The organism is Microbacterium sp. AZCO, assembly GCF_039614715.1.
In the GTDB taxonomy this organism is placed as follows: Bacteria; Actinomycetota; Actinomycetes; order Actinomycetales; family Microbacteriaceae; genus Microbacterium.
Genome location: NZ_CP154857.1, coordinates 2943569 through 2969498, shown reverse-complemented (window position 1 = coordinate 2969498; position 25930 = coordinate 2943569). Strand labels below are relative to the sequence as shown.

At 70.2% G+C, this 25930-nt stretch carries 16 protein-coding genes and 1 tRNA gene; 10 read left to right on the top strand and 7 right to left on the bottom strand.

Annotated features, from left to right (window positions below; translation table 11 throughout):
* Positions 1–37: 37 nt before the first annotated feature.
* The 3 genes from AAIB33_RS13675 to AAIB33_RS13665 all read right to left on the bottom strand — a co-directional run bounded on the left by AAIB33_RS13675 (position 38) and on the right by AAIB33_RS13665 (position 3842).
* Entirely contained in the window at positions 38–2155 is a 2118-nt protein-coding gene (locus AAIB33_RS13675) for a DEAD/DEAH box helicase (RefSeq protein ID WP_345800511.1), read from the bottom strand.
* Between the two features lie 55 nt (positions 2156–2210).
* Positions 2211–3014 carry an LLM class flavin-dependent oxidoreductase gene (locus AAIB33_RS13670; RefSeq protein WP_345800510.1) on the bottom strand — a complete coding sequence of 268 codons (804 nt, stop codon included), beginning with the start codon at positions 3012–3014 and terminating at the stop codon, positions 2211–2213.
* Between the two features lie 234 nt (positions 3015–3248).
* A complete protein-coding gene (locus AAIB33_RS13665) occupies positions 3249–3842 on the bottom strand; it encodes a fasciclin domain-containing protein (protein ID WP_345800509.1) in 594 nt (197 codons plus the stop codon).
* A 208-nt stretch (positions 3843–4050) separates the two neighbouring features.
* Here AAIB33_RS13665 and AAIB33_RS13660 point away from each other — a divergent pair, with 208 nt between their 5' ends.
* The 4 genes from AAIB33_RS13660 (at position 4051) to AAIB33_RS13645 (ending at position 8099) form a co-directional block, all read left to right on the top strand.
* Positions 4051–4638: a sigma-70 family RNA polymerase sigma factor gene (locus AAIB33_RS13660; RefSeq protein WP_345800508.1), complete on the top strand. Its 588-nt coding sequence runs from the start codon at positions 4051–4053 to the stop codon at positions 4636–4638.
* Entirely contained in the window at positions 4625–5389 is a 765-nt protein-coding gene (locus tag AAIB33_RS13655; protein WP_345800507.1) for an anti-sigma factor, read from the top strand. The genes AAIB33_RS13660 and AAIB33_RS13655 overlap by 14 nt, the downstream gene beginning before the upstream one ends.
* Positions 5390–5468: 79 nt before the next feature.
* The gene (locus AAIB33_RS13650) at positions 5469–6749 is read left to right on the top strand and encodes an LCP family protein (protein ID WP_345800506.1); all 1281 of its coding nucleotides are present in this window, start codon (positions 5469–5471) and stop codon (positions 6747–6749) included.
* A gap of 3 nt (positions 6750–6752) precedes the next feature.
* The gene (locus tag AAIB33_RS13645) at positions 6753–8099 is read left to right on the top strand and encodes an LCP family protein (RefSeq protein WP_345800505.1); all 1347 of its coding nucleotides are present in this window, start codon (positions 6753–6755) and stop codon (positions 8097–8099) included.
* Positions 8100–8115: 16 nt separating this feature from the next.
* Here the strand turns inward: AAIB33_RS13645 and AAIB33_RS13640 are convergent, their stop codons facing one another.
* Positions 8116–8970, bottom strand: a complete 855-nt coding sequence (locus AAIB33_RS13640) for a YrzE family protein (protein ID WP_345800504.1) — start codon at positions 8968–8970, stop codon at positions 8116–8118.
* Positions 8971–9124: 154 nt separating this feature from the next.
* Here AAIB33_RS13640 and AAIB33_RS13635 point away from each other — a divergent pair.
* A tRNA-Ser gene (locus AAIB33_RS13635) sits at positions 9125–9216 on the top strand.
* Positions 9217–9307: 91 nt separating this feature from the next.
* On the opposite strand, the gene AAIB33_RS13630 is transcribed toward AAIB33_RS13635, so the two are convergent.
* Positions 9308–10300 carry a LacI family DNA-binding transcriptional regulator gene (locus AAIB33_RS13630; RefSeq protein WP_345800503.1) on the bottom strand — a complete coding sequence of 331 codons (993 nt, stop codon included), beginning with the start codon at positions 10298–10300 and terminating at the stop codon, positions 9308–9310.
* Between the two features lie 95 nt (positions 10301–10395).
* Here AAIB33_RS13630 and AAIB33_RS13625 point away from each other — a divergent pair, with 95 nt between their 5' ends.
* The 3 genes from AAIB33_RS13625 to AAIB33_RS13615 are packed head-to-tail and all read left to right on the top strand — an operon-like array spanning position 10396 to position 16526.
* Positions 10396–11739 (top strand): MFS transporter, encoded by a 1344-nt coding sequence (locus AAIB33_RS13625; RefSeq protein WP_345800502.1) that lies wholly within the window; start codon positions 10396–10398, stop codon positions 11737–11739.
* A gap of 41 nt (positions 11740–11780) precedes the next feature.
* The gene (locus AAIB33_RS13620) at positions 11781–14255 is read left to right on the top strand and encodes a family 78 glycoside hydrolase catalytic domain (protein WP_345800501.1); all 2475 of its coding nucleotides are present in this window, start codon (positions 11781–11783) and stop codon (positions 14253–14255) included.
* A 15-nt stretch (positions 14256–14270) separates the two neighbouring features.
* Entirely contained in the window at positions 14271–16526 is a 2256-nt protein-coding gene (locus tag AAIB33_RS13615; RefSeq protein WP_345800500.1) for a glycoside hydrolase family 3 C-terminal domain-containing protein, read from the top strand.
* 48 nt (positions 16527–16574) lie between these two features.
* On the opposite strand, the gene AAIB33_RS13610 is transcribed toward AAIB33_RS13615, so the two are convergent.
* Positions 16575–18812, bottom strand: coding sequence for a LuxR C-terminal-related transcriptional regulator (locus AAIB33_RS13610; protein WP_345800499.1), 2238 nt, complete (start codon positions 18810–18812; stop codon positions 16575–16577).
* A gap of 55 nt (positions 18813–18867) precedes the next feature.
* Entirely contained in the window at positions 18868–21336 is a 2469-nt protein-coding gene (locus AAIB33_RS13605) for a LuxR C-terminal-related transcriptional regulator (protein ID WP_345800498.1), read from the bottom strand.
* Positions 21337–21618: 282 nt separating this feature from the next.
* On the opposite strand from AAIB33_RS13605, the gene AAIB33_RS13600 reads away from it, so the two are divergent.
* Both AAIB33_RS13600 and AAIB33_RS13595 read left to right on the top strand, forming a co-directional pair.
* Positions 21619–23337 carry a SulP family inorganic anion transporter gene (locus AAIB33_RS13600; protein ID WP_345800497.1) on the top strand — a complete coding sequence of 573 codons (1719 nt, stop codon included), beginning with the start codon at positions 21619–21621 and terminating at the stop codon, positions 23335–23337.
* 134 nt (positions 23338–23471) lie between these two features.
* The gene (locus tag AAIB33_RS13595; RefSeq protein WP_345800496.1) at positions 23472–25826 is read left to right on the top strand and encodes an arylsulfatase; all 2355 of its coding nucleotides are present in this window, start codon (positions 23472–23474) and stop codon (positions 25824–25826) included.
* The last annotated feature ends 104 nt before the right edge of the window (positions 25827–25930 follow it).

Genomic DNA, 25930 nt, shown 5'->3' with positions numbered 1-25930 from the left:
TCGCCCGCACAGCGCGAGACCGTCGCACAGCGCGAGATCAGCCGCGCAGCGCGAGCGCGAAGGGGAGCACCCTCGTCGCACCGGCTCGGCGGAGTTCGCGTGCGGCCACTGTGAGCGTCCACCGGCTGTCGACGAGGTCGTCGACGAGCAGGACCGGACCCGCCGGCACCTCGAGGCCTGCCGCCGAGAACCGGTCCCACACTCCGGCCAGCCGGAAGGCGCTGTTGCCGCCGGGGCCGCCGCTCGGCCCGCCCGCGACGAGATCGAGGGTGCCGAGCAGGGGGAGGCGTCCGACGTCGGCGATGCCGCGTGCGAGCGAGTCGAGCAGCTGCGGCTTCGACCGCGACGGCATCGCGATCACGCCGACGGGTCGCTCCGCCCAGCCCCAGTCGGCCAGCACGCGGACGCACGCGCCGAGCACGGTCGGCGGGACGGGGGCGTCGGCGGCGCTCGCGCCGAAGAGCTCACGCAGCGTTCCTCCCCAGCCGAGGTCGGTCAGCCGCGCGAGTGCCCGGCCCTCATCGGCCTGCTCATCGGCGGCGATGCGTCCTCGCAGCGGAACACCGAGGCGGTCGGCGCCCGTCGGCCACTGCCGGCGGGGTTCGATCGGCACGCCGACGCGATCGAGAGCCGCGGCGGCGGCATCCGTCGCCTCTTTGCCGATGGATGCCGGAAACCAGGCGCCCGCGCAGTTGTCGCATCGGCCGCACGGCGTGGCCGTGTCGTCGTCGAGCGAGCGCTGGAGGAACTCCATGCGGCACGCGTCGGTCTCTTCGTACTCGATCATGTGCTGCTGCTCGGCCAGCCGCTCCGCGGCGATGCGGGTGTAGCGCTCCTCGTCGTACGACCACGGCTGCCCGGTCGCGATCCAGCCGCCCTGCACCCGGGCGACCGCGCCATCGACGTCGAGCACCTTCAGCAGCAGCTCGAGCGGAGTGCGCCGGATGTCGACCATCGCCTCGAGGGCCGGGGTCGACAGGGGAGCGGTGGCCCCGGCGAGCGCCGACAGCACGCGCTCGGCGCGCTCGCGGTCGGGCATCGACGCCGTCGCGAAGTAATGCCAGATGTCGCGGTCCTCCGCGCCGGGAAGGAGCAGGACGTCGGCGGATGCGGTGGCACGACCGGCGCGGCCCACCTGCTGGTAATACGACACCGGCGACGAGGGGGCGCCGAGGTGGACGACGAAGCCGAGGTCGGGCTTGTCGAAGCCCATGCCCAGGGCGCTCGTCGCGATGAGCGCCTTGACCCTGTTGTCCTTCAGGAGCGCCTCGGATTCCTCGCGCTCGTCGGGATCGGTCTGCCCCGTGTACGCGCGCACCTCGTACCCCCGGTCGCGGAGCGCCCGAGCCGTGTCGTTCGCCGCCGCGACGGTGAGCGTGTAGATGATCCCGGAGCCGGGGAGATCGTCGAGGTGGCTGATCAGCCACGCCAGCCGGCTCGGCGCGTCGCGCAGACGCAGCACGCCGAGTCGCAGCGACGTGCGGGCGAGGGGCCCTCTGATGACGAGCACCTCGGGCGAGCCGCCGCTCTCATCGAGCGCGCCGAGCTGCTCGGCGACATCCGCCACGACGCGGCTGTTCGCCGTCGCCGTCGTCGCCAGCACGGGCACGCCCGCCGGGATGCGGGCGATGAGGTCGCGCAGGCGGCGGTAGTCGGGCCGGAAGTCGTGACCCCAGTCGCTGATGCAGTGCGCCTCGTCGACCACAAGCATCCCGATCCGGGGGATCAGCTGCGGGAGCTGCTCGTCGCGGAACGACGGATTGTTCAGCCGCTCGGGCGACACCAGCAGCACGTCGACCTCGTCGCGATCGAGTTGCGCGAGCACGTCGCCCCACTCGTGCGCGTTCGTGGAGTTGATCGCCACGGCCCGCACGCCGGCCCGCTGCGCGGCGGCGATCTGATCCCGCATGAGCGCGAGGAGGGGCGAGACCAGCACGGTCGGGCCCGCACCTCGAGCGCGCAGCAGCAGCGTCGCGACGAAGTACACGCCCGACTTGCCCCATCCGGTGCGCTGCACGACGAGCGCGCGGCGATGATCGTCGACGAGGGCCTCGATCGCCTCGAACTGGCCGTCGTGGAACCCGGCGTCGTCCCGGCCGACGAGGGAGCGCAGCGCGCCGAGCGCATCGGCCAGGGTGGGCGACGTCGAGATCATGCCACCACTCTTCCGCACGCCACCGACAGCAGCCCGTCCCCGCGGCGCGAGCGCATCACCCTCCGTCGCGCGCGAGGTCGGCGGCCCGCTTCACGAAGTCGAGATAGCTGCGCTCGGAGGCGTCGGCCGTGATGACCCGGAGCACGACCTCGTCGACGCTCGTCAGGTACTCGCCGAGCCGCCCGGACACGTCGTCGTCCGGACCGATGGCGGCATCGAGGGCCGAGATGCCGAGCGCGGCGAAGTTCTTCGCGTACGACGGGATGCTTCCGTAGAGCGCCGCCTGCTGCGCGAGCGCCTCGCGCGCATCGGGCTCGATCGCGGTGCGGAGGTAGAGGATCGCGCGCCCGTCCCGGCCGGCGTCCCCGGCCGCACGGTGGATCTCGTCCGCCGTCTCGGCCGCGATCGGCGCGGTGAGCCAGTTGAGCAGGACGCCGTCGGATCCCGTCGCCCCGAGCCGGCGCATCCGCGGTCCGAGCGCCCCGATGACGATGCCGGCCTCGAGAGCCGACTGAAGCGCGTCGGCCGCCTCTGCGACAGCGGCGAGCGGGCGCGCCAGGCCGCCCGAGCCGATCCCGACGACGAGTCGCCCCTCCGGCAGGTCGAGGTCGCGCACGTCGCCGATGATCTGGGCGGCGCTCCGCCGGTCGATCGGGATGACGCCGCTCGCCAGCCGGATGCGACGCGTCGAGTCCGCCGCGGCGCGCAGCCCCGCCAGTGAATCGCCCCTGGGGGTGTCGTTGAGCCAGAAGCTCGCGAACCCGAGCTCCTCCGCGAGCGCCGCGACGCGCTCGACGGTGGCCGCGGGGGTCTCTCCGGGAAGGCCGATTCCGAGGTCACCGCGCGTCGCATCGCTCACGAGGGGCAGGCTATCGCGCACCCGCGGGACGCGGGCCGGGCCGGGAGCGCAGCATCCCGAATCTCGTGAGTCGCACGGCCCGGGGTGCGGCATCCCGAATCTCGTGAGTCGCACGGCCCGCGGCGCGGCATCCCGAATCTCATGAAACGCACACGAGCCGGGGGTGCGGCATCCCGGAACGCATGACACCGCCGCCCCCGGAGACGAGGGCGGCGGTGCTGGGGGTGCTGTGATTCAGAGGGTGGGAACGAGCACTCGGTCGATCGTGTGGATGACGCCGTTCGAGGCCTGGATGTTGAGCTTCCACGGAATGAGGTGCGGGTCGGGGAGAGCGGCCGTCTCATCGCGCAGGGTGATGCCGCGCGGCCAGACCTTGCCGCCGTTGGCCATCGTGAGGGTGCCGGCCGTCAGCACGCCGACGGGGCCGAGCTTCTTGCCCGCGACCACGTGGTAGAGCAGCACGTTCTTGATCTGGTCGAGCGTGTAGGTGGTCGTGATCGTGGCCAGCGCGTCGGCCTCCGAAGCCGGCGCGACGCCCGTGATGTCCTGCACCGTGCGCATGAACGCGCGGTCGTTCGGCGCGAACACGGTGAAGGTGGAGTTGGGGTCGGACAGCACGGGCGCGAGACCCGTCGCGAGCACGGCCTGCACGAGGATGTCGTAGTCCGAGTGGTTGCTGTCGGGGGTGCCTCCGCCCGACGCCGCGACGGCGACGTCGACGATGTTGCCCGAGGGGGCGCCTCCGCCGGTGGCGTGAGCGGGAGCTGCGGCGAAGGCGAGGGCCGCCGCAGCGAGTACTGCGATCGAAGTGCGGGTGATCTTGTTCATCGTGCATCTCCTTCGATGGAAGGCGCTCCGGTCGGTGCGCTGAACAGTTCTTCCGGCGGGATGCGGGGTTCGGATGCACTTGTTCTGAAATTGCTGTGCCTGCATCCGAATCGGCGTCTCGCGGGGAAGAAGATGTCAGAGAGGCGCCCTGTCGGCGCCTGCCGATAGCGTGGTCGCTGTCGCGAGACCCGACCGAAGCGAGGAGCCCGTGGAGCCGAATGCCGCACCCGACGCCGAGCCCGATGCGGCCGGCGCGGCCGAGGCGCTGCTCAACGCCCGATTCGTCGCGGGCGACGAGCGGGCGCTCGCCGAGGTGTACCGGCGCTGGTCGCCCGTCGTCTTCACGCTCGCTCTCCGGTCGCTGGGCGATCGCGGCGACGCCGAGGATGTGACGCAGCGCACCTTCGTGTCGGCGTGGACGTCGCGGGCGTCGTACGACTCCCGCAAGGCTCGGCTGTCGACCTGGCTCGTCGCGATCGCGCGTCGCCGCATCGCCGACATGCACGAGTCGAGGGCCAAGGTGCGGGCGCTCCAAGCCGAGATGGAGCGGTTCACGAGCCCCGACGACCTCGTGCGCGAGCCGCCCGACCTGTCCGAGACGCTCCTGGTCGCCAGCGAGCTGCAGCAGCTCGAGCCCGACGCGCAGACCGTCATGCGTCTCGCGTTCTTCGACGATCTGACCCACGAGGAGATCTCGCGGAGGCTCGGGATGCCGCTCGGCACCGTCAAGAGCCACATCCGCCGAAGTCTCACCCGAATGCGCAACCGATTGGAGGTGACCCGTGTCACACCTTGATCCCGAACAGCTCGCCCTGATCGCCTTGGGCGAGCCCGTCGCCTCCGACGAGGAGCGCGAGCACCTCGCCACCTGCGCCGACTGCCGCGCGGAAGTCTCCGAGCTCACGCACGCCGTCGTGGTCGCCCGAGCCACGGTGGACGAGACGGTCCTGGATGCCCCGCCCGCCCGCGTGTGGGACGGCATCGTCGCTGAGCTCGGCCTGACCGGCGTCGGCGCGGCCGCCGAGGCTCCGGCATCCCGCGATCCTGAGCCCGATGCCGATGCCCCGGCATCCCTTCCTCCCGAGGCCCCGGCCGAAGCGGCCCGCCCCCGTCGCAGATCCCGCTGGATCTGGGCGCTCGCGGCGTCGCTCGCGCTCGTCCTCGCGATCGGGGCAGGAGTCTGGGTCGGGATCGGGATGCTGCGTCCCGAGGCGATCGCGACCGCGGCGCTCGCTGCGTTCCCCGACCACCCGCACGCCGAGGGCACGGCCGTCGTCGACGAGTCGCGCAGCGGCGAACGCACCCTCACCGTGACGCTCGAGGGCGATGCGCAGTCGAGCGAGTACCGCGAGGTCTGGCTCATCCGCAACGACGGCGGAGCGCTCATCAGTCTCGGCGTGCTGGAGGGCCGGTCCGGGTCGTTCGCGATCCCCGACGGCGTCGACCTGTCGCAGTACGACCTCGTCGACATCTCGTTCGAGCCCGTGGACGGCAACCCCGCCCACTCGGGCGACTCGATCGTGCGGGGGCGCCTGACGTTCGCGTAGCCCAGGTCCTATTCAGCGGCGGCACAGACGCACATGAGAGCATTGTGCGGTTGCCCTTTCCCCCGCCGAGAGGACTCGAGTGAGCGAGCCGATCAAGCCCGGTGCGCGCGGCCGTCGCACGGTTGCGCGTCACGGAGCGCTGACGTCTCCGCATCCGCTCACCCAGATTCTGAAGGTCGTCGGCGTCATGCTCGCGGTCGTGCTCGTCGCCGGCGCCGGCATCGCCTCGTACGCGGCGTACGACCTCACCTCCAACTTCACGAAGGATGCGGTCGCGCTCGAGGGCCAGGACTCCGTTCCGCCCGACATCGGCGCCATCGAAGGCGGCGTCAACCTCTTCCTCGCGGGGACGGATGCCTGCGAGAAGGCCTATGCGGCGCTCTTCGGCGACCGCTGCGAGGGCCCCGACGCCGGTGGCGAGCTCAACGACGTCAACATGCTCGTGCACATCTCGGACAATCCGCGTCGCGTCACCGTCATCTCGTTCCCGCGCGACCTCATGATCCCGATCCCCTCCTGCACCAAGGAGGACGGCACGACCACGTCGGCCATGAGCAAGCAGATGCTCAACACCTCGTACTCGTACGGCGGTCTCGGGTGCGTTGTGAAGACGGTGTCGCAGCTCACCGGTCTCGACATCCAGTACGCGGCCAAGATCACCTGGGGCGGCGTGATCGAGATCACCAACGCCATCGGCGGCGTCGAGGTTTGTCTCGCGAACGGCATCAAGGACCCCTACACGGGCATCAACTGGCCCGCCGGCAATCGCACGATCCAGGGGATGGATGCCCTCCAGTTCCTCCGCACGCGCCACGGCGTCGGCAACGGAGGAGACCTCGGTCGCATCTCCAACCAGCAGCAGTACATGTCGCGCCTGGCGCGCAAGCTCGTGAGCGAAGAGGTGCTCTCCAACCCGGGCACGCTGTACAAGCTCGCGACGACGGCCGTCGACAACATCACGCCGTCGCAGAGCCTCACGAACCCGCTGACGCTCGTGCAGATCGCGCTCGCCGTCAAGAACGTGCCGTTCGACGAGATCGTCTTCGTGCAGTACCCCGTCATCGACGACCCGGCCGACCCCAACCGCGTCGTGCCGAACAAGTCCGCCGCCGACGCTCTGCTCGCCGCGCTCGCCGCAAACCAGCCGCTGCAGCTCACGGGCGACCTGAGCCAGGGCAACGGCGTCGTCGCCGAGGATTCCGGCTCGACGCCGGCGGAGACGCCCGCGGCCGAGCCGACTCCCGCTGCGACCGACGCCGCGACGCCCGCGCCGACCCAGACGGCCGCCGAGCTGCCCTCGTCCATCGCGGGCCAGACCGCGGCGCAGAACACCTGCTCCAACGGCAACGTCAAGGGCTGAGGCTTGGCCCGCACACCCGACCCGGCGGAACGCCGGGCCGCCGAACCGCTCGCCCGGCACGGAAAGTTGCCGTCGCGGCATCCCTTCACCCAGATGATCGCCCTCGTGGGTGTCGTGGCCGCGGTCCTGACGCTCGCCGTCGCCGGGGTGGCGTCGTTCACGCTGTGGGACACCACGTCGGCCATCACCGGCAACGCCGTCGTGCTCGAGGGCGACGACGAGATCCCTCCGTCGCTCGGGGCGATCGAGGGCGGCGTCAACCTGCTCATGGTGGGCACCGACTCCTGCGAGGGCCAGGACGTCGCGCTCTTCCCGCGCTGCGGAAACGACGACTCGCCGGGTGAGCGCAACGACGTCACGATGCTCGTGCACATCAGCGATGCACCGCGCCGCGTCACCGTCGTGTCGATCCCGCGTGACATGCTCGTCGACCTTCCCGCGTGCACCGGCCCCGACGGCACCCACTACCCGGCGGGTCGTTCGCAGATGCTCAACTCGTCGTACACGCACGGCGGTCTCGCCTGCACGGCCGCGACCGTCGAGAAGCTGACGGGGGAGCCGATCCAGTTCGCGGCGGCCATCCGCTGGACGGGCGTCATCCACATGTCCGACGCGATCGGCGGTGTCGACGTGTGCGTCGCGGGCGACATCAGCGACGGACACACGGGCCTCACCCTCACCGCCGGCACGCACACGCTGCAGGGCGTCGAGGCGCTGCAGTTCCTGCGCATCCGCCACGGCATCGGCGACGGCTCCGACCTCGGCCGCATCTCGAATCAGCAGCAGTTCATGTCGTCGATGGTGCGCAAGCTGCAGTCGGGCGATGTGCTCGGCAACCCGCAGGTGCTCCTGAGCCTCGCGACGACCGCGCTGTCGCAGGTGACGCAGGGCCAGCTGGTGCTGAGCTCCGGTCTCACCAACCCGACGCTGATGGTGCAGATCGCGATGGCCGTGAAGGGCGTCGCCTACGACGACATCGTCTTCGTGCAGTACCCGACGTCCTATCGCCCGGGCAATGGACGCAGCGATGTCGTGCCGGTGACCTCGGCGGCGACGGTGCTCTTCGAGGCGCTGCGCGAGAACCGGCCGCTCACCCTCACCGGCGAGGCGAGCCAGGGCTACGGCGTCGAGGTGACGGGAGAGGCGCCGGCCGCCGACTCGGCCTCTCCGGCTTCCGCGCCTGAGACGCCGGCGTCCGAGTCGCCGGTTCAGGATGCCGCGCCCTCGCCGGCGGCGACGGACGCGGCATCCCCCGCTCCGTCATCCACCGACGAGGCGCGCGTCGATCTGCCGTCGCAGATCTCGGGTCAGACGGCCGCGCAGCTCACCTGCACGCAGCCGGAGCGCTGATCGTCCGGGACCGGGGTCAGGCGGCTTCGAGGCCGGCTCGGTCGACGCGGCGGTGGTAGCGCATGCCGGCCGCACCGCCGAGGATGGCGCCCGCGAGCGTCACGATCGCGGCGCCGACAGCGGTCAGGATGCCGGTGAGCGTCAGGGTGTCGCTCGACACCGGGATGCGCGGGAACGTGTTGAGCGTGCCGAGGAGGTCCCACTGCGTGCCGGCGATCGCCGTGATGATCGCGAGGAGGATCGCGACGACGACGGCCCAGATCCAGACGGCGAGGCCCTGCCGCACCCCGTTGAACCGCGCCATGCGTCCGGCGACGTAGCCGCCGGCGAAGTACGAGACGAACAGCACGATCGCGATGACGACGGCGCCGACGATCGTCGCGGTGCCGAGGTTCTGGCTGGCGGCGTCTGCGGCATCCTGCGCGGTCTGAGGCGACGTCATGCCGATCGCTCCGCCGATCGCCGCGACGAGGGCGGTCAGCAGCACGGCGAGTCCCATGGCCGTCAGCCAGCCGAAGAAGGCCGAGCCGAACTTCATGCCGCCGTAGCGCTCCTGCTCCCGCGCGAGCATGTCCTCCCGGAGGGCGCGCACGTCGTCGTCGCGAACGGCGCCCACGCCGTCCGCCGGCACGGGCCGCCGCACGTCGCCGTCGCGGACGATCCGCCCGTCGGCGTCGCGCACCAGTCGACCGTCGTCGGTGCGGCGCACGTCGTCGGCGGGAAGGATGCGGGTGTCGGCGGTGTCGGCCTGCGTGACGGGTCGCGTCGCGTCGGTCTGGGTGACGGGGCGCGTCGCGTCGGCATTGGTGACGGGTCGCGTCGCGTCGGCGTCGTACGCGGCGTCTCGTCGAGGGGGGATGTCTGCACTCATGGGTGAAGCTTTCCGCGCCCGCCGCGTCCGAACACCGGGCTTGTGGCGCGTCGCTTCTCGTCGTACCCTGCCGGGCCTGCCCGCGTTCGGAAGCGCGACATCGTCAGGGTATGATTGCCAGGCGCATCCGCCACGTCTCGGCGTTCGGATGTCTGGAGACGTCGCATAGTCAGGCCTAGTGCACCACCCTGCTAAGGTGGAGTCCTCGCAAGGGGACCGAGGGTTCAAATCCCTCCGTCTCCGCCAAAGAATTACCTCCGGATCAGGGATTTTAGCTGTCCCGATTGCAGCGGATGGCGGATTTGCGGTCTCGAAGGAGCGTCGTGGTGAACTGTCTTCAGCTGGTCTCGCGGATCACGAGGTGCGCGTCGGTTTCGGGTCCAGCGGCCGGGGGAGCGGAGCCGGTGGCGGCGCTCAGTGCGAGGTCTGCGAGGTAGCGGCCGAGGCCTGCGGTGTCGAGGCGCACGCTCGAGAGCGCCGGCACGAGGAGTCGCGCGATGGGAGTGTCGTCGTGCCCGATGATCGCGAGGCTGCCGGGGATTGAGATGTCGGCGCGCAAGGCGGCGCCCAGGACGAGAGCTGCGATGTCGTCGTTGTAGGCGACGACGCCGTCGATGTCTGCGGCCATCCACTGCGCGACGGTCTCGCCGGCGTTGGATTCGGTGATGGCGGCTTCGCGGAGGAAGCTGGATCCCGCGCGTTCCTCGAGCGTCTTCGCTGCTCGTGCTCGCCGCTGCGCGACCAGGTCCGCGACCCGAGGGTCGGGGGATGTCGCGAGTGCCAGTCGCCGGCGCCCGCGCTGAAGCAGGTGCTCCACTTGAAGCATCGGTCCTTCGGCGTAACCGAGGTCGTCGTAGGAGCCGGCCTCGCCTGCGGGGGTGGGTGGGATGATGTGCTGCACCCCGCTGTTGCGGATCTCCTTCAGGCGGTCGGCCTCGAACGGGGCCATCCCGATCACCACGTCGGGTCGGAGCGTCTCCCACAGGGGCTGCGCCTGGCCCCCCGGGTGGGGAGTCATCGTCACGAGGGAGTAGCCGGCCCGGTCGAGGGCCAGGGAGGCCTCGTCCAGGTTGCTGCGCATGCTGTAGTCCAGTGGCCAGTCGGGCAGCACGAGCAGGATGATCCTGCTCCGCCCGCTCGCCAGGGCCCGCGCGGCGGCGTTGGTCCGATATCCGAGGCGCTTCGCCTCGGCCAGCACGCGAGCGCGGGTGGTTTCTGGGATCGTCTGGCCCGGAGTCTCGTTGAGGACGAACCCGACGGTGGCCCGGGACAGGCCCAGCGAGCGGGCCACGTCGGCGGCGGTCACTCGCTTGACGGTCGTCTCCGGCATCGATCCTCCTCAGGCACTTGCGCGTGCTAGCGATCGTACCGTAGCATCCTGATCATCACTAGCGCGTGCTAGCTATCCCAGACGATGGAGTCCTGATGACGACCCCCAGCAAAGACGACCCGCTCGTCACCCCGCTTCCGCTCACAGTCCCGCCGCCGGCCTTCGATGCCGTCGCCGTCGAGGAGATCACCGAAGCGCCGCCGAGCGATCTGCCCAAGGTGGGCCCTCGCTACATCTGGTTCATGGTGCTGGCGAACTTCGGCGTGTTCATGGCGTTCATCACACCGCTGGCCATTTCGCTCACGATCCGCGTGAACTCGCTCGCTCCGGGCCACCCCGAGTACCTCGGCTTCATCACCGGCGCGGGTGCGCTGTTCGTGATGCTCACCTCCCCTTTCATGGGTATCTGGAGCGACCGCACTCGGACGCGGATCGGGCGCCGACGTCCGTTCATGATCGGCGGCATGATCGTCGGCGTCCTGTCTCTCCTGGTGATGGCGCTCGCGCCCAACGCCCTGGTCTTGGGGCTGGGGTGGGTTCTCGCCCAGTGGGGCTGGGGGACGACGCTGTCGAACCTGAGCATCTCCCAGGCGGACCGCCTTCCGGAATCCCAGCGTGGAAAGGTCGCCGGTCTGACCAGCTTCGCCACGCAGATCGCGCCCGTCTTCGGCGTCATCCTGGCGCAGTTCTTCACCGGCGACCCGATCCTGCTGTTCCTTGTGCCCGGCGCCGTCGGCGTGCTCTTCGTCGTGTTGTTCGTCACTCTCGTGCACGAGGATGACGCGCGCACCCTGCCGAAGGACCCCATCACAGTGCGACAGGTGCTGGCCAAGTACCTGTTCAACCCCCGGAAGCACCCGGATTTCGCGTGGAACTGGCTCGGCCGCTTCTTCTTCTACTCCGGCATCACCCTGAACAGCACCTACACGGCGTTCTTCTTCGCCGAGCGGCTGGGCATCACGGTGGAGGCAGTCACCGGCATCATCGCCTCGGTGAGCCTGGGCGGCATCCTCGCGGTCACTCTGGGAGCCATCGGCGGTGGATTCCTGTCGGACCGGCTCAAGCGCCGCCGGATCTTCGTCCTCCTCGGAGGCCTGATCATGGCAGCCGGGATGCTGACCCAGGCGTTCTCGGGCGACGTGGTCACGCTCGTCGCCGGATCCCTCATGGCCTCCGTCGGGCTGGGCCTGTTCGCCGCCGTCGACCAGGCACTGCTGCTGGACGTCCTCCCCGAGCGTGAAACCGACGCCGGCCGCTTCATGGGAATCACCGGCTTCGCCACCTCGATCCCGCAGTCGATCGCGCCGCTCGTCGCCTCTGGAATCCTGCTGATCGGCGTCACCGGCGAGGAGCGCAACTACACGCTCCTGTTCATCATCGCCGCCGCACTGACCGTGATCGCGGGGACGGTCGTGCTCCGCATCCGTTCCGTCCGCTGAGACCACCCCGAATTCCCCAGACTCGAGAGGGACCCACATCAATGACGACCGCGACACACGGCATGTTCATCGCCTCGCAGGCCGCGACCGGACAGGAGGGTGATCCGGCGACGTACCTGCGCCGCGCGTTCACCGTCGACGAAGAACCCGTGCGCGCCACGCTCCGGATCACCGCTCTGGGCGTGGTGGAGGCGCGCATCAACGGTGCCGTCGTCGGCGACGAGGTTCTCGCACCGGGATGGACGTCGTACACACATCGTCTCGTCGAGTCGGAGCATGATGTGACCGACGCGATCGTCGTCGGCAGCAACGTGCTCGGCGCCATCGTGGGGGATGGGTGGGCGCTGGGTCGACTGGGCTGGGAGAACAAGCGCAACCATTACGCGAACCGCCCAGCGCTGTACGCCGAGCTCGAGCTGGAATACCCCGACCGGACCGACGTCATCGGCAGCGATCTCGACTTCCGCGCGGGCACGGGCGGAGTCAGGGAGAACAGCATCTACGACGGTGAGACGTTCGACGCTCGTCTGGAACCCCAGGGCTGGGACCGAGCCGGCTTCGACGATTCCGGATGGACCGGAGTGGAGGTCGTCGACTGGCCGCTGGAGACGCTGACGCTTTCCTCCGCGGAGCCCATCCGTCGCGTCGAGGAGCTCGAGCCCGTAGCCGTCATCACGACGCCGTCCGGGAAGACCGTGGTCGATTTCGGTCAGAACCTCTCCGGCCGGGTTCGCATCACCGTCACCGCAGACGAAGGCACGGTCATCACGCTGCGCCACGCGGAAGTCATGATCGATGGGGAGATCGACATGGAGACCGTCCGCACCGCGAAGAGCACCGACAGGTACATCTCCGCCGGCGGAACGGACACCTGGGAGCCCCGCTTCACGTTCCACGGCTTCCGCTACGTCGAGATCGAGGGATGGCCCGGAACGGTCGACCCCGCGAATGTGCGCGCCGTCGTCACGCACTCCGACATGACCCGCATCGGCTGGCTCGAGACGTCGAACCCGCTGCTTGATCAGCTCCACTCCAATGCGGTGTGGTCGATGCGGGACAACTTCGTGGGGGTGCCCACGGACTGCCCGCAGCGCGACGAACGTCTGGGATGGACGGGCGACATCAACGCGTTCGGCCCGTCAGCCGCTTTCCTCTACGACGTGCGAGGCGTGCTCGGCTCGTGGCTGAAGGATCTCGCAGCCGAGCAGAAGGCCACCGGCACGGTGCCGTGGGTCGTGCCCGACGTGCTCTCCAACGCGTCGCCCGCCACAGCCTTGTGGAGCGATGTCGCGGTCAGTCTGCCGTGGACGCTGTACCGCGAGTACGGCGATGAAAGCATCCTTGCCGACGCGTACGAATCCATGACCGCGTTCACGCGCCAGGTCGCTGATGTCCTCGACGAGGACGGCCTCTGGAGCACGGGCTTCCAGTACGGTGACTGGCTGGATCCGGACGCCCCCATGGACAACCCCGCCGGCGGCAAGACCGACCGCTACCTGGTCGCTTCGGCCTATTACTGCAAGACCACGCGACAGATGGCCGACACCGCCCGCATACTCGGTCATGTCCAGGATGCCGCCGAGTTCGAGGCCCTCGCAGAGCGTGTGCGATCGGCATTCCTTCGCGAGTACGTCACACCCAGCGGGCGGGTCGCGGGTGAGACCTCCACGGCGTACGCGCTCGCCATCGCGTTCGACATCCTCGACGGCGAGCAGCGCCGGCACGCCGGCGACCTCCTGGCGGCCTTGGTCGCCAAGGCCGGGTTCCGCATCTCGACCGGGTTCGCGGGGACACCGCTCGTCACCGACGCGCTCTCCAGCACCGGACACCTCGACGCGGCGTACCTTCTCCTGCTGGAGACCGGATGCCCCTCGTTCCTGTACCCGGTCACCATGGGCGCGACCACGATCTGGGAACGCTGGGACTCCATCCGCCCCGACGGGACGATCAATCCGTCCGGGATGACGTCACTGAACCACTACGCCCTGGGGGCGGTCGTGGACTGGATGCACCGCACCATCGGCGGTCTCACCGCGGTCGAGCCGGGGTACACGCGGATGCGGATCGCACCGCTTCCGGGCGGCAAGCTCACCTCCGCTCACCTGCGCCACGTCATCCCGGCCGGCACCGTCGACGTCTCCTGGGATCTCACCGGCCAGACCATGGCCGTCGCGGTCACCATCCCGCAGGGCACCAGCGCCGAGGTGGCCCTGCCGTTCCACCCGGACGACGCCGTCATCGAGATCGGCGGTGGGGAGCACTCCTGGACGTACCAGGTGCCCGCGTCCGTCGAGTCACGTTCCTACTCGCTGGACTCGACGCTCAAGGAGATCGCCGACGACCCGGCGGCATGGCGAGCGTTCACTGCAGCGTTCGCTGTCCACTTCCCGGGCATCCCGCTCGACGGGAATGCCGCTGAAGCGGCGGGCATGTCCGTCAACGCGATGCTCGACTACATTCCCGGCGCACCCGAGGAGCTCCGCTCCGACCTCCGCACCGCACTCGCCACCATCTGACAGGGAGCCACCGCCATGACCGACGACCTTTCGCTCCTCAGCATCGAACACAAGGCATCGCTGCTCTCCGGCCGGGACTGGGGCTCCACCAAGCCCATCGAAGAGGCCGGCATCCGCTCGGTCACGATGGCTGACGGCCCGCACGGCATCCGTTACCAGGAAGCAGACTCCGACCACCTGGGAATCGGGCACAGCAGCCCATCCACGTGCTTTCCTCCCGCTGTCGCGGTGGGTTCCAGCTGGGATCCGGAGCTTGCCGCCGCCGTGGGAACGGGGGTCGCGGAGGAAGCCGTGAGCTTCGGTGTGGACATCGTGCTCGGGCCCGGTGTGAACATCAAGCGCTCCCCGCTGTGCGGCCGGAACTTCGAGTACTACTCGGAAGATCCCCTGATCTCGGGCGTGCTCGGTGCGGCGTACGTCACGGCGCTCCAGCACGTCGGACCCGGCGCCTCCGTGAAGCACTTCGCGGCCAACAATCAGGAGACCGAGCGCATGCGGGTCAGCGCTGACGTGGACGACCGAACTCTCCGCGAGATCTACCTCCCGGCGTTCGAGCGCGTCGTGACAGAGGCTCGCCCCGCCACGGTCATGTGCTCCTACAACCGGATCAACGGCGTCCCGGCCTCGCACAACCGTCGGCTCCTCACCGAGGTCCTCCGAGGCGACTGGGGCTACAGAGGTGCCGTGATCTCGGACTGGGGAGCTGTCAGCGATCGCGTCGAGGGCGTGCGCGCCGGCATGGACCTGGAGATGCCGAGCAGCAACGGCGCCACCGATGCACAGATCGTCGACGCCGTCGCGTCGGGCTCGTTGGACGAGACGCTGGTAGACGCATCCGTCCGCCGGGTTCTCGCCCTCACTGAGCGCCCCCGGCAGTCCGGCTCGGAGATCCCCGTCGACACGCACCATCGTGTCGCGCGTGAGGTCGCGGCCGGCTCGGTCGTTCTGCTCAAGAACGACACCGCGCTCCCACTGACACCCCGCACCACGGTCGCTGTCATCGGCGAATTCGCCACCGAGCCCCGCTATCAGGGCGGGGGGAGTTCGCACCTCAATGCCACCCGCACCGACATCCCCCTCGAAGAGATCCGGAACCTCGCGGGGGCGCGAAACGTCCAGGTCGTCCACGCCCGAGGGTTCTCGCTCAGCCCGGACGCTGACGCCGCGGAGGCGGAGAAGCTCCGCCAGGACGCCGTCGCGACCGCAACGAGCGCGGACGTCGCCGTCGTCTTCGCAGGCCTCAGCGAGCGCGAGGAGTCGGAAGGATACGACCGCACCACCATCCAGCTTCCCGAGTCGCAGGTCCAGCTCATCCGTGAGGTCGCGGCGACGAGCACGAAAACGGTCGTCGTCCTCTCCAACGGCGGCATCGTTTCGCTCGAAGGCTGGCACGACGATGTCGACGCCATCGTCGAGGGCTTCCTCCTCGGTCAGGCCGGCGGAGGTGCCGTCGCTGACATCCTGTTCGGCGTGGTCAACCCTTCGGGCCACCTCGCCGAGACGATCCCGCTGCGACTGCAAGACAACCCCAGCTGGCTGAACTTCCCCGGCGAGCAGGGGCACGTCCACTACGGCGAGGGCATCTTCGTCGGCTACCGCTACTACACCACTGCGGGCGTGCCCGTGCGCTACCCGTTCGGGCACGGGCTGTCATACACCACCTTCGAGACCACCGGTCTCGAGGTTGCGGTCACGGGTCCCGACTCTGCATCCGCCCAGGTCACCGTCCGCAACACCGGGCCGGTCGCAGGAAAGCATGTGGTCCAGCTGTACGTCGCGACGACGGCCGGGCCCGTCCGCCGCCCGCTGCGGGAACTGCGATCCTTCGCGAAGGTCGAGTTGCAGCCGGGGGAGTCCCGCACGGCGAACCTCGACCTCGATCGGCGAGCGTTCGCGTACTGGGACATCGAGCGCGACGACTGGGTGGTCGCCTCGGGGGATTACACCGTGCAGGTATGCGCCGACGCGGAGACGGTTCTCCGCGAACAGGTCGTCCCGCTCACCGGCGACAGTATCGTCCGCGAGCTCAGCATGGAGTCCTCCGTCGGCGACTGGATCGCGCACCCGGTGGTCGGTCCGGCCCTCATGGCGGGAATGGCGTCATCCATGACCCCCGAGCAGAAGCAGCAAGCCGAGCAGAACCCGGACGGGCTGCGGATGGTGGAGTCGATGCCCATGCAGCAATTCCTCGCCTTCACCAACGGCGCCATCCCGCCCGAGGCGCTCGATCAGCTCATCGGATTGAGCAGGATGCCCGCGCCGGTGGTGTGAACGCCGTGTGCACCGACACCGTCCAGGGGTGCCACGGTCACATCCCCGTCACTCGCCCAGAAGGCCCCGCTCCATCGCCCGCGCCACGGCCTGGCTGCGGGTCCTGGCGCCGAGCTTGCGGTAGATCGAGGTGGTCTGCGAGCTCACCGTGCTGCGCGAGAGGAAGAGGCGCTCGCCGATCTCTGCGATCGTGAGATGGGTCTGCAGGTAGGGCAGCACTCGGAGCTCGGCGGGAGTGAGGGGCACCGACGACACGCGTCCGGGATTGCCGGTCACCTGTGCGCGGAAGGCCTCGATCTCATCGACGAGCGTGCCGACACGCGGCCGAAGCCGCAGCAGGTCATCGATCTCGCCCAGCAGCTGCAGGGCGGCGGCGTTGTCGCTCAACTCCGCGTAGCAGAGCGCGAGCTGCAGCCGCGTCCGCATCGCGAAGAACGGCAGCACGTGGGTCGTCCCCACGCGCGTGCGCATGGCGCGCGCGAGCAGGCGGGGCGCCGCATCCCTTTCGCCGTTCCTGATCGCGATGCGCGCGCTGACGGCGAGCCCCAGGGCTGTGGTGCCGTAGCCCTCGAGGTGATTGTCGTCGATCGCCCTGCGGCTCGCGGCGGCATGCCGATCGGCGGTCGCCCAGTCGCCCCGGCCGATGGCCAGGATCGCGAGCTCGGCCTCGCTCAGCACGACCGAGTCCGGATCGCCGACGAGCGGGGCGCAGCGGATCGCCTCGCGGAAGGCCGCGGCGGCGTCCTCCTCGGCACCGCCTACGAGGCGGATCGCCGAACCGAGCAGGTGCAGCGCCTGGGGGCGCCACGGGCTCCACTCGGGCTCGTGCTGCACGGCGTACTGCGCGTCGGCGAGCGCTCTCTCGGGACCGTCGACGCACATCGCGGCCCGGATCATCGACCGGTCGGAGTCGATGCCGCCACGCTCGACGGTCGGCGGATCGTGCACGTCGAGCCGCTCGAGTGTCGCGGCCCAGCGCTCGGAGGCTGGTGAGATGCCGAGCAGGATCGAGACCCACGCCGCGATCACGACGAGCGGCGGGAACGCCTCGACTGTCGCGTCGCCGAGGTCCGCCAGCCAACGGGCGACGACGGCGACCTCGCCGCGCTGATACGTGGGAAGCGCGAGTTCGCCGACGAGGAGGGGCGACCGCGTGCGATCGCCGGCGGTGAGCAGATGCTCCAGGGCCCGCTGAGGCGCGCCCTGCCCCTCGAACCAGTCGGCGGCTCGCAGATGACCGCGCGCGACGGCGGGGGGATCGCGATGCTCGAGCTCGGCGAGCAGGAATTCGCGGAAGAGGGCGTGGTAGCGGAACCACCGGCGCCTCCGGTCGAGCGGCACGAGGAAGAGGTTGAGGTCATCGAGCATGCGGAGCATCTCGTGCGAATCTCCTGCGTCGCGCACGGCGTCGCACAGCGGCCCGGACAGCTGGTCGAGGATCGCGGTCTCGCGCAGGAACTGCTGCAACCCGGGTTCGAGGCCGGCGAGACACTCCCGGTAGAGGTAGTCGGCGACGAGCCGGTCGTCGCCGACGATGTCGAGGTCGGCGCCGTCGGCCGCGGCCAGTGCGCAGAGGAAGATGCCCGTCGGCCACCCCTCGCACCGCTCGACGGCCGACGCGACGTCCTCCTCGGCGGCATCCACGTCGGCGGCCGCGAAGATCGTGCGCGCGCCGGTCGCATCGATCCGCAGGTGCTCCTCGGTGACGTCGAAAACGCGTCCCTCGGCGCGCAGCCGTGCCAGGAAGTCATGACCACGGCGGCTCCCGATCACGACCTGGCTGCCCTCCGGCACACCGGACAGCACGATCTCGAGCGCATCCCTGCAGTCCGTCGAAGCGGCGAGATGGAGATCGTCGATGAAAAGCACGAACGGCTCCGCTGCGCCGGACCAGGAGTGGGCGAGCATGGGTGCCGAGCGCCCGAGCATCGACGTGCCGACCCCGCGCATCTCGGCGATGACGCGGTCGCCGTCGGCGCCGAGGTCGGCCGTGGCCGTCGCGAGAAGCGACAGGAGTGCCGCCGGGTCGTCATCCAGGCGATCGATCGACGCCCACGCGAGGGGGCGGTCCTCGAGGGTGGTCCACTCGGCGAGCATCGTCGACTTCCCGTACCCTGCGGGTGCCGTGACCGCCACGATGCGGCATCCGCTCTCGCGCGCGCGTTCGATCAGGTCGCGGCGGCTCACGGCGTCGCGGCGGGGAGCGGGGAGCGTCGTCTTGCCGTCGAGGAGCGCCTGGTTCAGGTCCGGGGGCGCAGTTGTCCACAGCCCTGTCGCATCACCCATCTGTGCATGCTAGGGCTTCGCCGGTGGGCCCTCAAACGAGAGCCGGCGTCCGATGTCAGGCTGAGCGCATGGCCTCCCGTCGCGAAGTGACTCCGAGCTTGCGGTAGATGTGGCTCTGGTGCGTCTTCACCGTGTTGTGCGACAGGCCGAGACGGGAGGCGATCTCGGTCGTCGTCAGGTGGGTGCGCAGGTAGCCCAGAACCTCCTGCTCCCGTCGCGAGAGACCCCTCGCCGCGGCCTCCTCCGGCTGGGCGCCGAGGCATCCGCGGAGGAACTCGACGTGGAGTCCGCCGCGGTCGAGGTGCCGCTCCATGAGTTCGCGCAGGCGGGGCTCCGCCGTCGTGAACGGGAGGCTCATCCGTTCGGGAGCGGCGACGGCGAGCGCCCGGTCGAGCAGCGCGTGCGCGGCATCCGCGCGCTCCTGCCGAAGCTCGCGGACGGCCATCGTGAGCCGCGTCTCGACCCGAACGGCGGCGACGTCGGGGCCCGTGGTCGATGCGAGCGCACCCAGCGCCTCGTCGAGGCGGCCGGTGCGGCGGAGCACCCCGGCGACCGCGACCGCGGCGATCGGCGTCAAGGGTGCTTCCGTGCCGGCCTGAGCCAGCGGCACCGCGCGTGCGAACTCGCCCGCCGCGAGCTCCATGCTGCCCAGCATCGCCTGCCGCAGGGCCGGCCACGCGATGCCCTGCACCTCGACGCGCGGCACGAACCGCAGGTGCAGGGCTGCTCGACGGCACTGGCGGAGGTCGCCCGAGGCGGCGGCCGTCGCGACCAGCAGGACGCGCGCGAGGTTCGTGAAGGGGGCCCGGTTCGGTCCCGCACTGATGGCACGGCGGAACGCGCGTCGGGCCGCAGGCAGATCGCCGCTCAGGTGCGCGACGAGGCCTTCGGCGACGTCGCGCGTGGGCCCGACATAGCGCTCCCACGATCCGGATGCCTCCGCGCTGAGCGACGCGAGCTGCACGCGCGCTTCCGTCAGCCGCCCGGCCCAGGCGAGCGCGTAGACGCGCAGCTCATGCGCCATGCGCGGAATCTCCTCGTCGCCGACGACTTCGGCCTTGCGCTCGGCGACGGCGAGCGCCGTCAGAAGGGCGTCGATACTCGCTCCGACCCGCGCCTCGGTCCAGGCGATGAGCAGAGCGATGGCCGCCTGCTCCCGCGGACTGCGTCGATCGTCGTGAAGCTGCATGCGAGCGGGTGCGGCCGCCTCCGCGAGTTCCTCACGCCCGTCCACGAGGAGCAGCAGCGCGAGTTCGCGCTGGCGTCGATACGAGGGGTCGGTGGATGCCGCCGCCTCCGCCGTCTCGAACAGCTCCCGCGCTGCGCGCCGCTCACCCATGACCTCCCGGGCGCACGCCCGGATCAGCTGCAGAGCGGGTCCGCTCGCGACAGACGTCGGCAGCGCCACGCCGAGGCGTTCGACAGCGTCCGCGGAGCCGGTCAGCAGCAGCCAGAGCCACGAGTCCTGGATCACGCGCGCGGCCGCCTCGGCGTCCCCGACTGCCAGGAAGTGCGCCGCGGCCTCGAGCGGGCGGGACTCCCTGAGCGCGGTGGCCGCGCGCCGTCGGAGCACCGCCGAGCGACCGGGCCTCTGCTCGGCAAGCACCTCGCGGCACTGTCGTGCGATCAGCGGACGCCACCGGTAGACGGGGGTCCCGGCGCCTGCGTCGACCCGCTCTGCCAGGCCCAGTCGACGGCACCGCTCGAGCTGGGTCGCCGCATGCACCTGCTCCGTCACCACTCCGGCGAGGCGGGGAGTGACCTCGTCGCAGATGGTCGCGTCGAGCACGAAGGCGGCCAGATCCCGATCGAGGTCGGCGAGCACGACATCGCGCACGTACTCGTGCATGAGCTCGTTCGTCCGCCGGGCGCGGGCATCCTGCCGGTTCGCTTCGGCCGAGAGCAGCAGCCGCACGGCGACGGGCCAGCCGCCCGTCTCGTGGTGGAGCGCCTTCGCGTCGACCGCGCTCCCCACACCCGACGCGAGCGCCTCGATCTCCTCGACCGCGAACGCGAGCCGGCCGGCGTCCACGTCCGGAGTCAGTCCGGCCGTGAGCTCGAGAGCCGCCGTGCCCGCGAACACGAGGTGAAGCCCCGGCAGCGGCTGCGCGAGAAGGCCGGCGAGGAGGCCGGAGCGGATGCTCGCCTCGGCGTGCTGCGCGTCGTCGAGGACGATGACGAGGGGAGAGGTGCGCTGCGCCAGCGCGAGCTCGATACGGTCGCGCGTCGCCGGCCCGGACCGAAGGCTTGACTGCTCGACGGCCGAGACGAGCGCGAGGTCGACGGACTCCTCGTCGAGTGGCGCCACGGTGAGCCAGGCGACCTCGAGGGGGCTCAGCGTCGCCCATTCGACAAGGGCCACCGTCTTGCCCCACCCGGAGGGCGCCGCAACGACGGTGACCGGCTCACGCGAGATGATCCGCTCGAGCTCCGCGACGAGCGTGGGACGCTCGATCAGGTGGGAGGCGCGAGTCGGAGGACCTTCCGCGGCCCTCGACCACCTCGCTGTATCGACCGCTGCCACTGTCATGCACCCTCCCCCTGATCGGCATCCCTCTCGGATGACCAGGAGAATTCGGCCCGCCCCCGCGGTGCCGGTCACCGTCGAGAACACGCCGTTCGTGAAACTACCGACGACGCGGGAGGAGGGCATCACGCGAATCGTACGAAAAGGCGTGGCGCTCACCCCCGGTCCGGCTCGCGTGAACCGTGCCGACGCGCTCTGCCCTCGCCTGTCGAAGGTGACATTCGCAGGATTCCCGGCATCCCCTGCGCGCCCGGGGCCCGCAGCCGTTACCGTGACGCCGTGACGGATACGACTGCGCCTCGCCCGCGACCCCGCTCGGGTGGGCTCGGCAGGCCCACGGGCCGCGACGTCCTCTCGGGCTTCGTCACCGGGCTCTTCTCGATCCCGGAGGGCATGGCCTACGCGAGCATCGGCAACTTTGCCGCGCCGCTCGGGCTCTGGTCCGGGATCGTTCCGACGATCGTCGGATCGCTCTTCGCGCGCACCGTGCTCATGGTCACGACGCTCACGAGCGCGATCGCCCTCACGTCGAAGAGCGTGCTGAGCGGCGCGGGCCTGGACCCCGGCGATCTGGGCGCCGTCGCGACACTGACCGTGCTCGTCGGCGTCGTCATGCTGATCCTGGGGCTGCTCAAGCTCGGCTCCGTCATGTCGTACGTGTCCACCGCCGTGATGACGGGCTTCACGACCGGAATCGCGCTGCAGATCGTGGCGGGCGTCATCCACGACGCGACCGGGTACTCCCCGCAGAGCTCCAACACGCTCGGCAAGGTCGTGAACGCGCTCGTCAACATCGATCAGTGGCAGCCGGCGTCGGTCCTCGTATCGACGAGCACCGTGGTCGTCTGGTTCCTCGTCCGCTTCATCAAGCCGCTGAAGTCGCTCGCGACGCTCGTGGCGCTCGTCGTCGTCACCGTGCCCGTCGCCATCGTCGGGGTCGACGTCGAGTACGTCTCCGACATCGCGACGATCCCCCGGTCGCTGCCACCCCTGAGCATGCCCGACATCGCGGCGATCCCCGCCCTTGCGACGGGCGCCGTCGCGGTCGCCCTCGTCGCCCTGGCGCAGGCTGCGGGAATCAGCGCCGCGGTCTCCAATCCGGACGGGTCGCGGTCCGACGCCTCGAGGGACTTCACCGCGCAGGGTCTCGCGAACATCGCCGGCGGCTTCTTCTCGGCGCTCCCCACCGGCGGCTCCATGTCGCGCACGGGCGTCGCCACGAGCGCCGGCGCGGGAACGCGCTGGTCGGGCATCTTCGCCGGGATCTGGCTGGCCCTCATCGTGCTGCTGGTCGGCCCTTACGCGGGCTACATCCCGATGCCCGTCATCGGCGGCCTGATGATCGTCATCGGCGCTGAGCTCATCGTCGGACGATGGCCCGACATCGTCCTGGTCTTCCGCACGTCGGCGCTGTCCGCGGCGGCCCTGATCGTGACCTTCGCCGCGACGACGGAGCTCCCGCTGCAGCAGGCGATCTTCATCGGCGCCGGAATCTCCATCATCCTGAGCGTCGTCGCCCTGTCGCGCACAGGCCGCATGATCCACGTCGTCCGGGACGGCGACGGCTGGATCGTGGAGGACCTGCCCGCGCGGCTCCCGAGTCACCGCACGACCGTGCTGCATTACACGGGAGGCAGCATCTTCGCCGAGGTCAATCGGCTCGAGGAGGACTGGCCGCTCGTGAAGGGGACGACGGATGCCGCGATCGTGCTGTCGATGCGGGGCTCGCCGATGGTGCCGTCCGCGACGTTCCTCAAGGCTCTCGACCGGATCGTCGCCGACCTGCGCCGAGAGGGGGTCTTCCTCGTGCTGAGCGGCGTCCCGCCGCGCTTCGCGGCCCTCCTGACGAGGACCGGTCGGCTCGAGCACCTCGGCGCGGAGAATGTGATCGTCGAGACGCCGCGGCTGTCCGAGTCGATCGAGACCGCCTACGAGCGAGCGGAGGCGCTCCGCCGCAACGCCCGGGAAGAGGCATCCCGGGATCCGCAGACGCCCTGAGCGCACTCTCACACTCAGCGGGTGACGTTCCGGATCTCGCCCCCTCGGGGCAGGGCTCCTTCGCTAGGAAGAGAACGCAGGCCTGTTCACCGGGGGCGTGGTCTCGCGCCGGCCTCTCGAGACGAGGAGAGATGATGACGGACGAAACGACATCGGTGATCGGGGAGCCGCTGCCTCCAGCACGAACGCTGCCCTTCCCGCCCAAGCCGTCCGGCAGCTATGCGGGGCGCACGCTGGGCGAGTCCACCTACTCGCCGCTGCCACCCGCGCAGCGCCTGAACGACAGTGCGCCGAACGTGCTCATCGTCCTCATCGACGATGCCGGTCCTGCGCTGCCGGCGCCGCTCGGCGGCAAGGTGAACACCCCGACGCTCGACCGCATCCGTCAGGGCGGCATCGGGTACAACCGCTTCCACACCACATCCATGTGCTCGCCCACCCGCGCCGCGCTGCTCACGGGGCGCAACCACCACCGCGTCGGCGCGGGCCAGATCGCCGAGCTCGCGAACGACTGGGACGGGTACTCCGGGCACATCCCCAAGAGCAGCGCGACGATGGCCGAGGTGCTCCGCAACTACGGCTACTCGACGGCCGCCTGGGGGAAGTGGCACAACACGCCGGCCGAGGAGACGACGAAGGCCGGGCCCTACGACAACTGGCCCACCGGCAACGGCTTCGAGTACTTCTACGGCTTCCTCGCGGGAGAGGCCTCGCAGTACGAGCCCAATCTCGTGCGCAACACCACGAGCGTCCTCCCGCCGAAGTCCCCCGAGGACGGCTACCACCTGAGCGAGGACATCGCCGACGACGCGATCGCCTGGCTGCGCGATCACAAGGCGCTGTCACCCGACAAGCCCTTCTTCATGTACTGGGCGACCGGCGCGATCCATGGCCCGCACCACATCATGAAGGAGTGGTCGGACAAGTACGCGGGGGCCTTCGACGACGGCTGGGACGTCTACCGCGAGGAGGCGCTCGCCGGCGCGAAGGCCGCGGGGTGGGTTCCGGAGGATGCGGAGCTCACGCCTCGCCCCGAGTCCCTGCAGGGCTGGGACGACATCCCCGACCACCAGAAGCCGTTCCAGGCGCGCCTCATGGAGGTGTGCGCCGGATTCGGCGAGCACGCCGACGTGCAGGCCGGTCGACTCGTCGACGAGCTCGAGCGGCTCGGCTACACCGACAACACCATCGTCATCTACATCTGGGGCGACAACGGCTCGTCGGGTGAGGGGCAGAACGGCACGATCAGCGAGCTGCTGGCGCAGAACATGATCCCGACGACGATCGACCAGCATCTCGCGGCACTCGAGGAGCTCGGCGGGCTCGACGCCCTCGGCACGCCCGCGACGGACAACCAGTACCACGCCGCGTGGGCGTGGGCGGGCTCGACGCCGTACCAGGGCATGAAGCTCATGGCCTCGCACCTGGGCGGAACGCGCAACCCCATGTTCATCCAGTGGCCGGGGCACATCGAGCACGATCCCGTGCCGCGCACGCAGTTCCACCACGTCATCGACGTCGCGCCCACGCTCTACGAGATCCTCGGCATCACAGCTCCCGAGACCGTCAACGGCATCCATCAGGATCCGATCGACGGCACCAGCTTCGCCTACTCCATCGACGACAAGACGGCGGCGGGTCGTCACCGCGTGCAGTACTTCGAGGTCATGGCGAGCCGCTCGATCTACGAGGACGGCTGGATGGCGTCGACGCCGGGTCCCCGGCTGCCGTGGGTGCCGGGACTCCCGCCGGGCATCACGACGTGGACTCCCGACGAGGACCGGTGGGAGCTCTACAACCTCGATGAGGACTGGAGCCAGGCCCGTGACCTCGCCGACCAGCATCCCGAGAAGCTCGCCGCGCTCAAGGAGCTGTTCGCGATCGAGGCGGCGAAGAACAAGGTGCTGCCCATCGGGGGCGGTCTCTGGATCGCGCCGCTGCACCCCGAGCTCCGACTCTCGCCCCCGTACACGGAATGGGAGATGTCGGGCGACACGACCCGCGTGCCGGAGTTCTGCGCACCGGCGCTCGGGAACAAGCCCAACACCGTCACCATCACGGCGACCGTGGGCGAGACGGCGAACGGCGTCCTGTACAAGCTCGGCGGCGCGGGCGGAGGGCTCACGGCGTACGTCGTCGACGGCATCCTCACGTACGAGTACAACCTGTTCCTCGTGCAGCGGACGATCGTGACGGCCGCCGAGCCCCTGCCTGCCGGCACCGTGACGATCGAGATCGAGACCAGCTACGTCGAGCCGAAGCCGGGCGGACCTCTTCAGGTCGTCCTCCGCGTCGACGGGTCGGAGGTGGGCTCGGGGGTCGTGCCGGTGAGTGCGCCGCTCCTCTTCTCGGCGAACGACTGCCTCGACATCGGGCGCGCATACGGCGGCGCCGTCTCACGGGCGTACGCGGACCGGATGCCGTTCGCCTTCGACGGGCAGATCGACCGCGTGCACATCGCCTACACCGCGCCGGCGCGCGCATCCTGAGACCCGACCCCCGCTCCGAGGTTCTGCCCCTCCCTCGTCCGGGACCTCGGCGCGGGGGTCGTCTTCACCATGGGCGTCGCGCCTCACGCGCATGACTGAGAGGC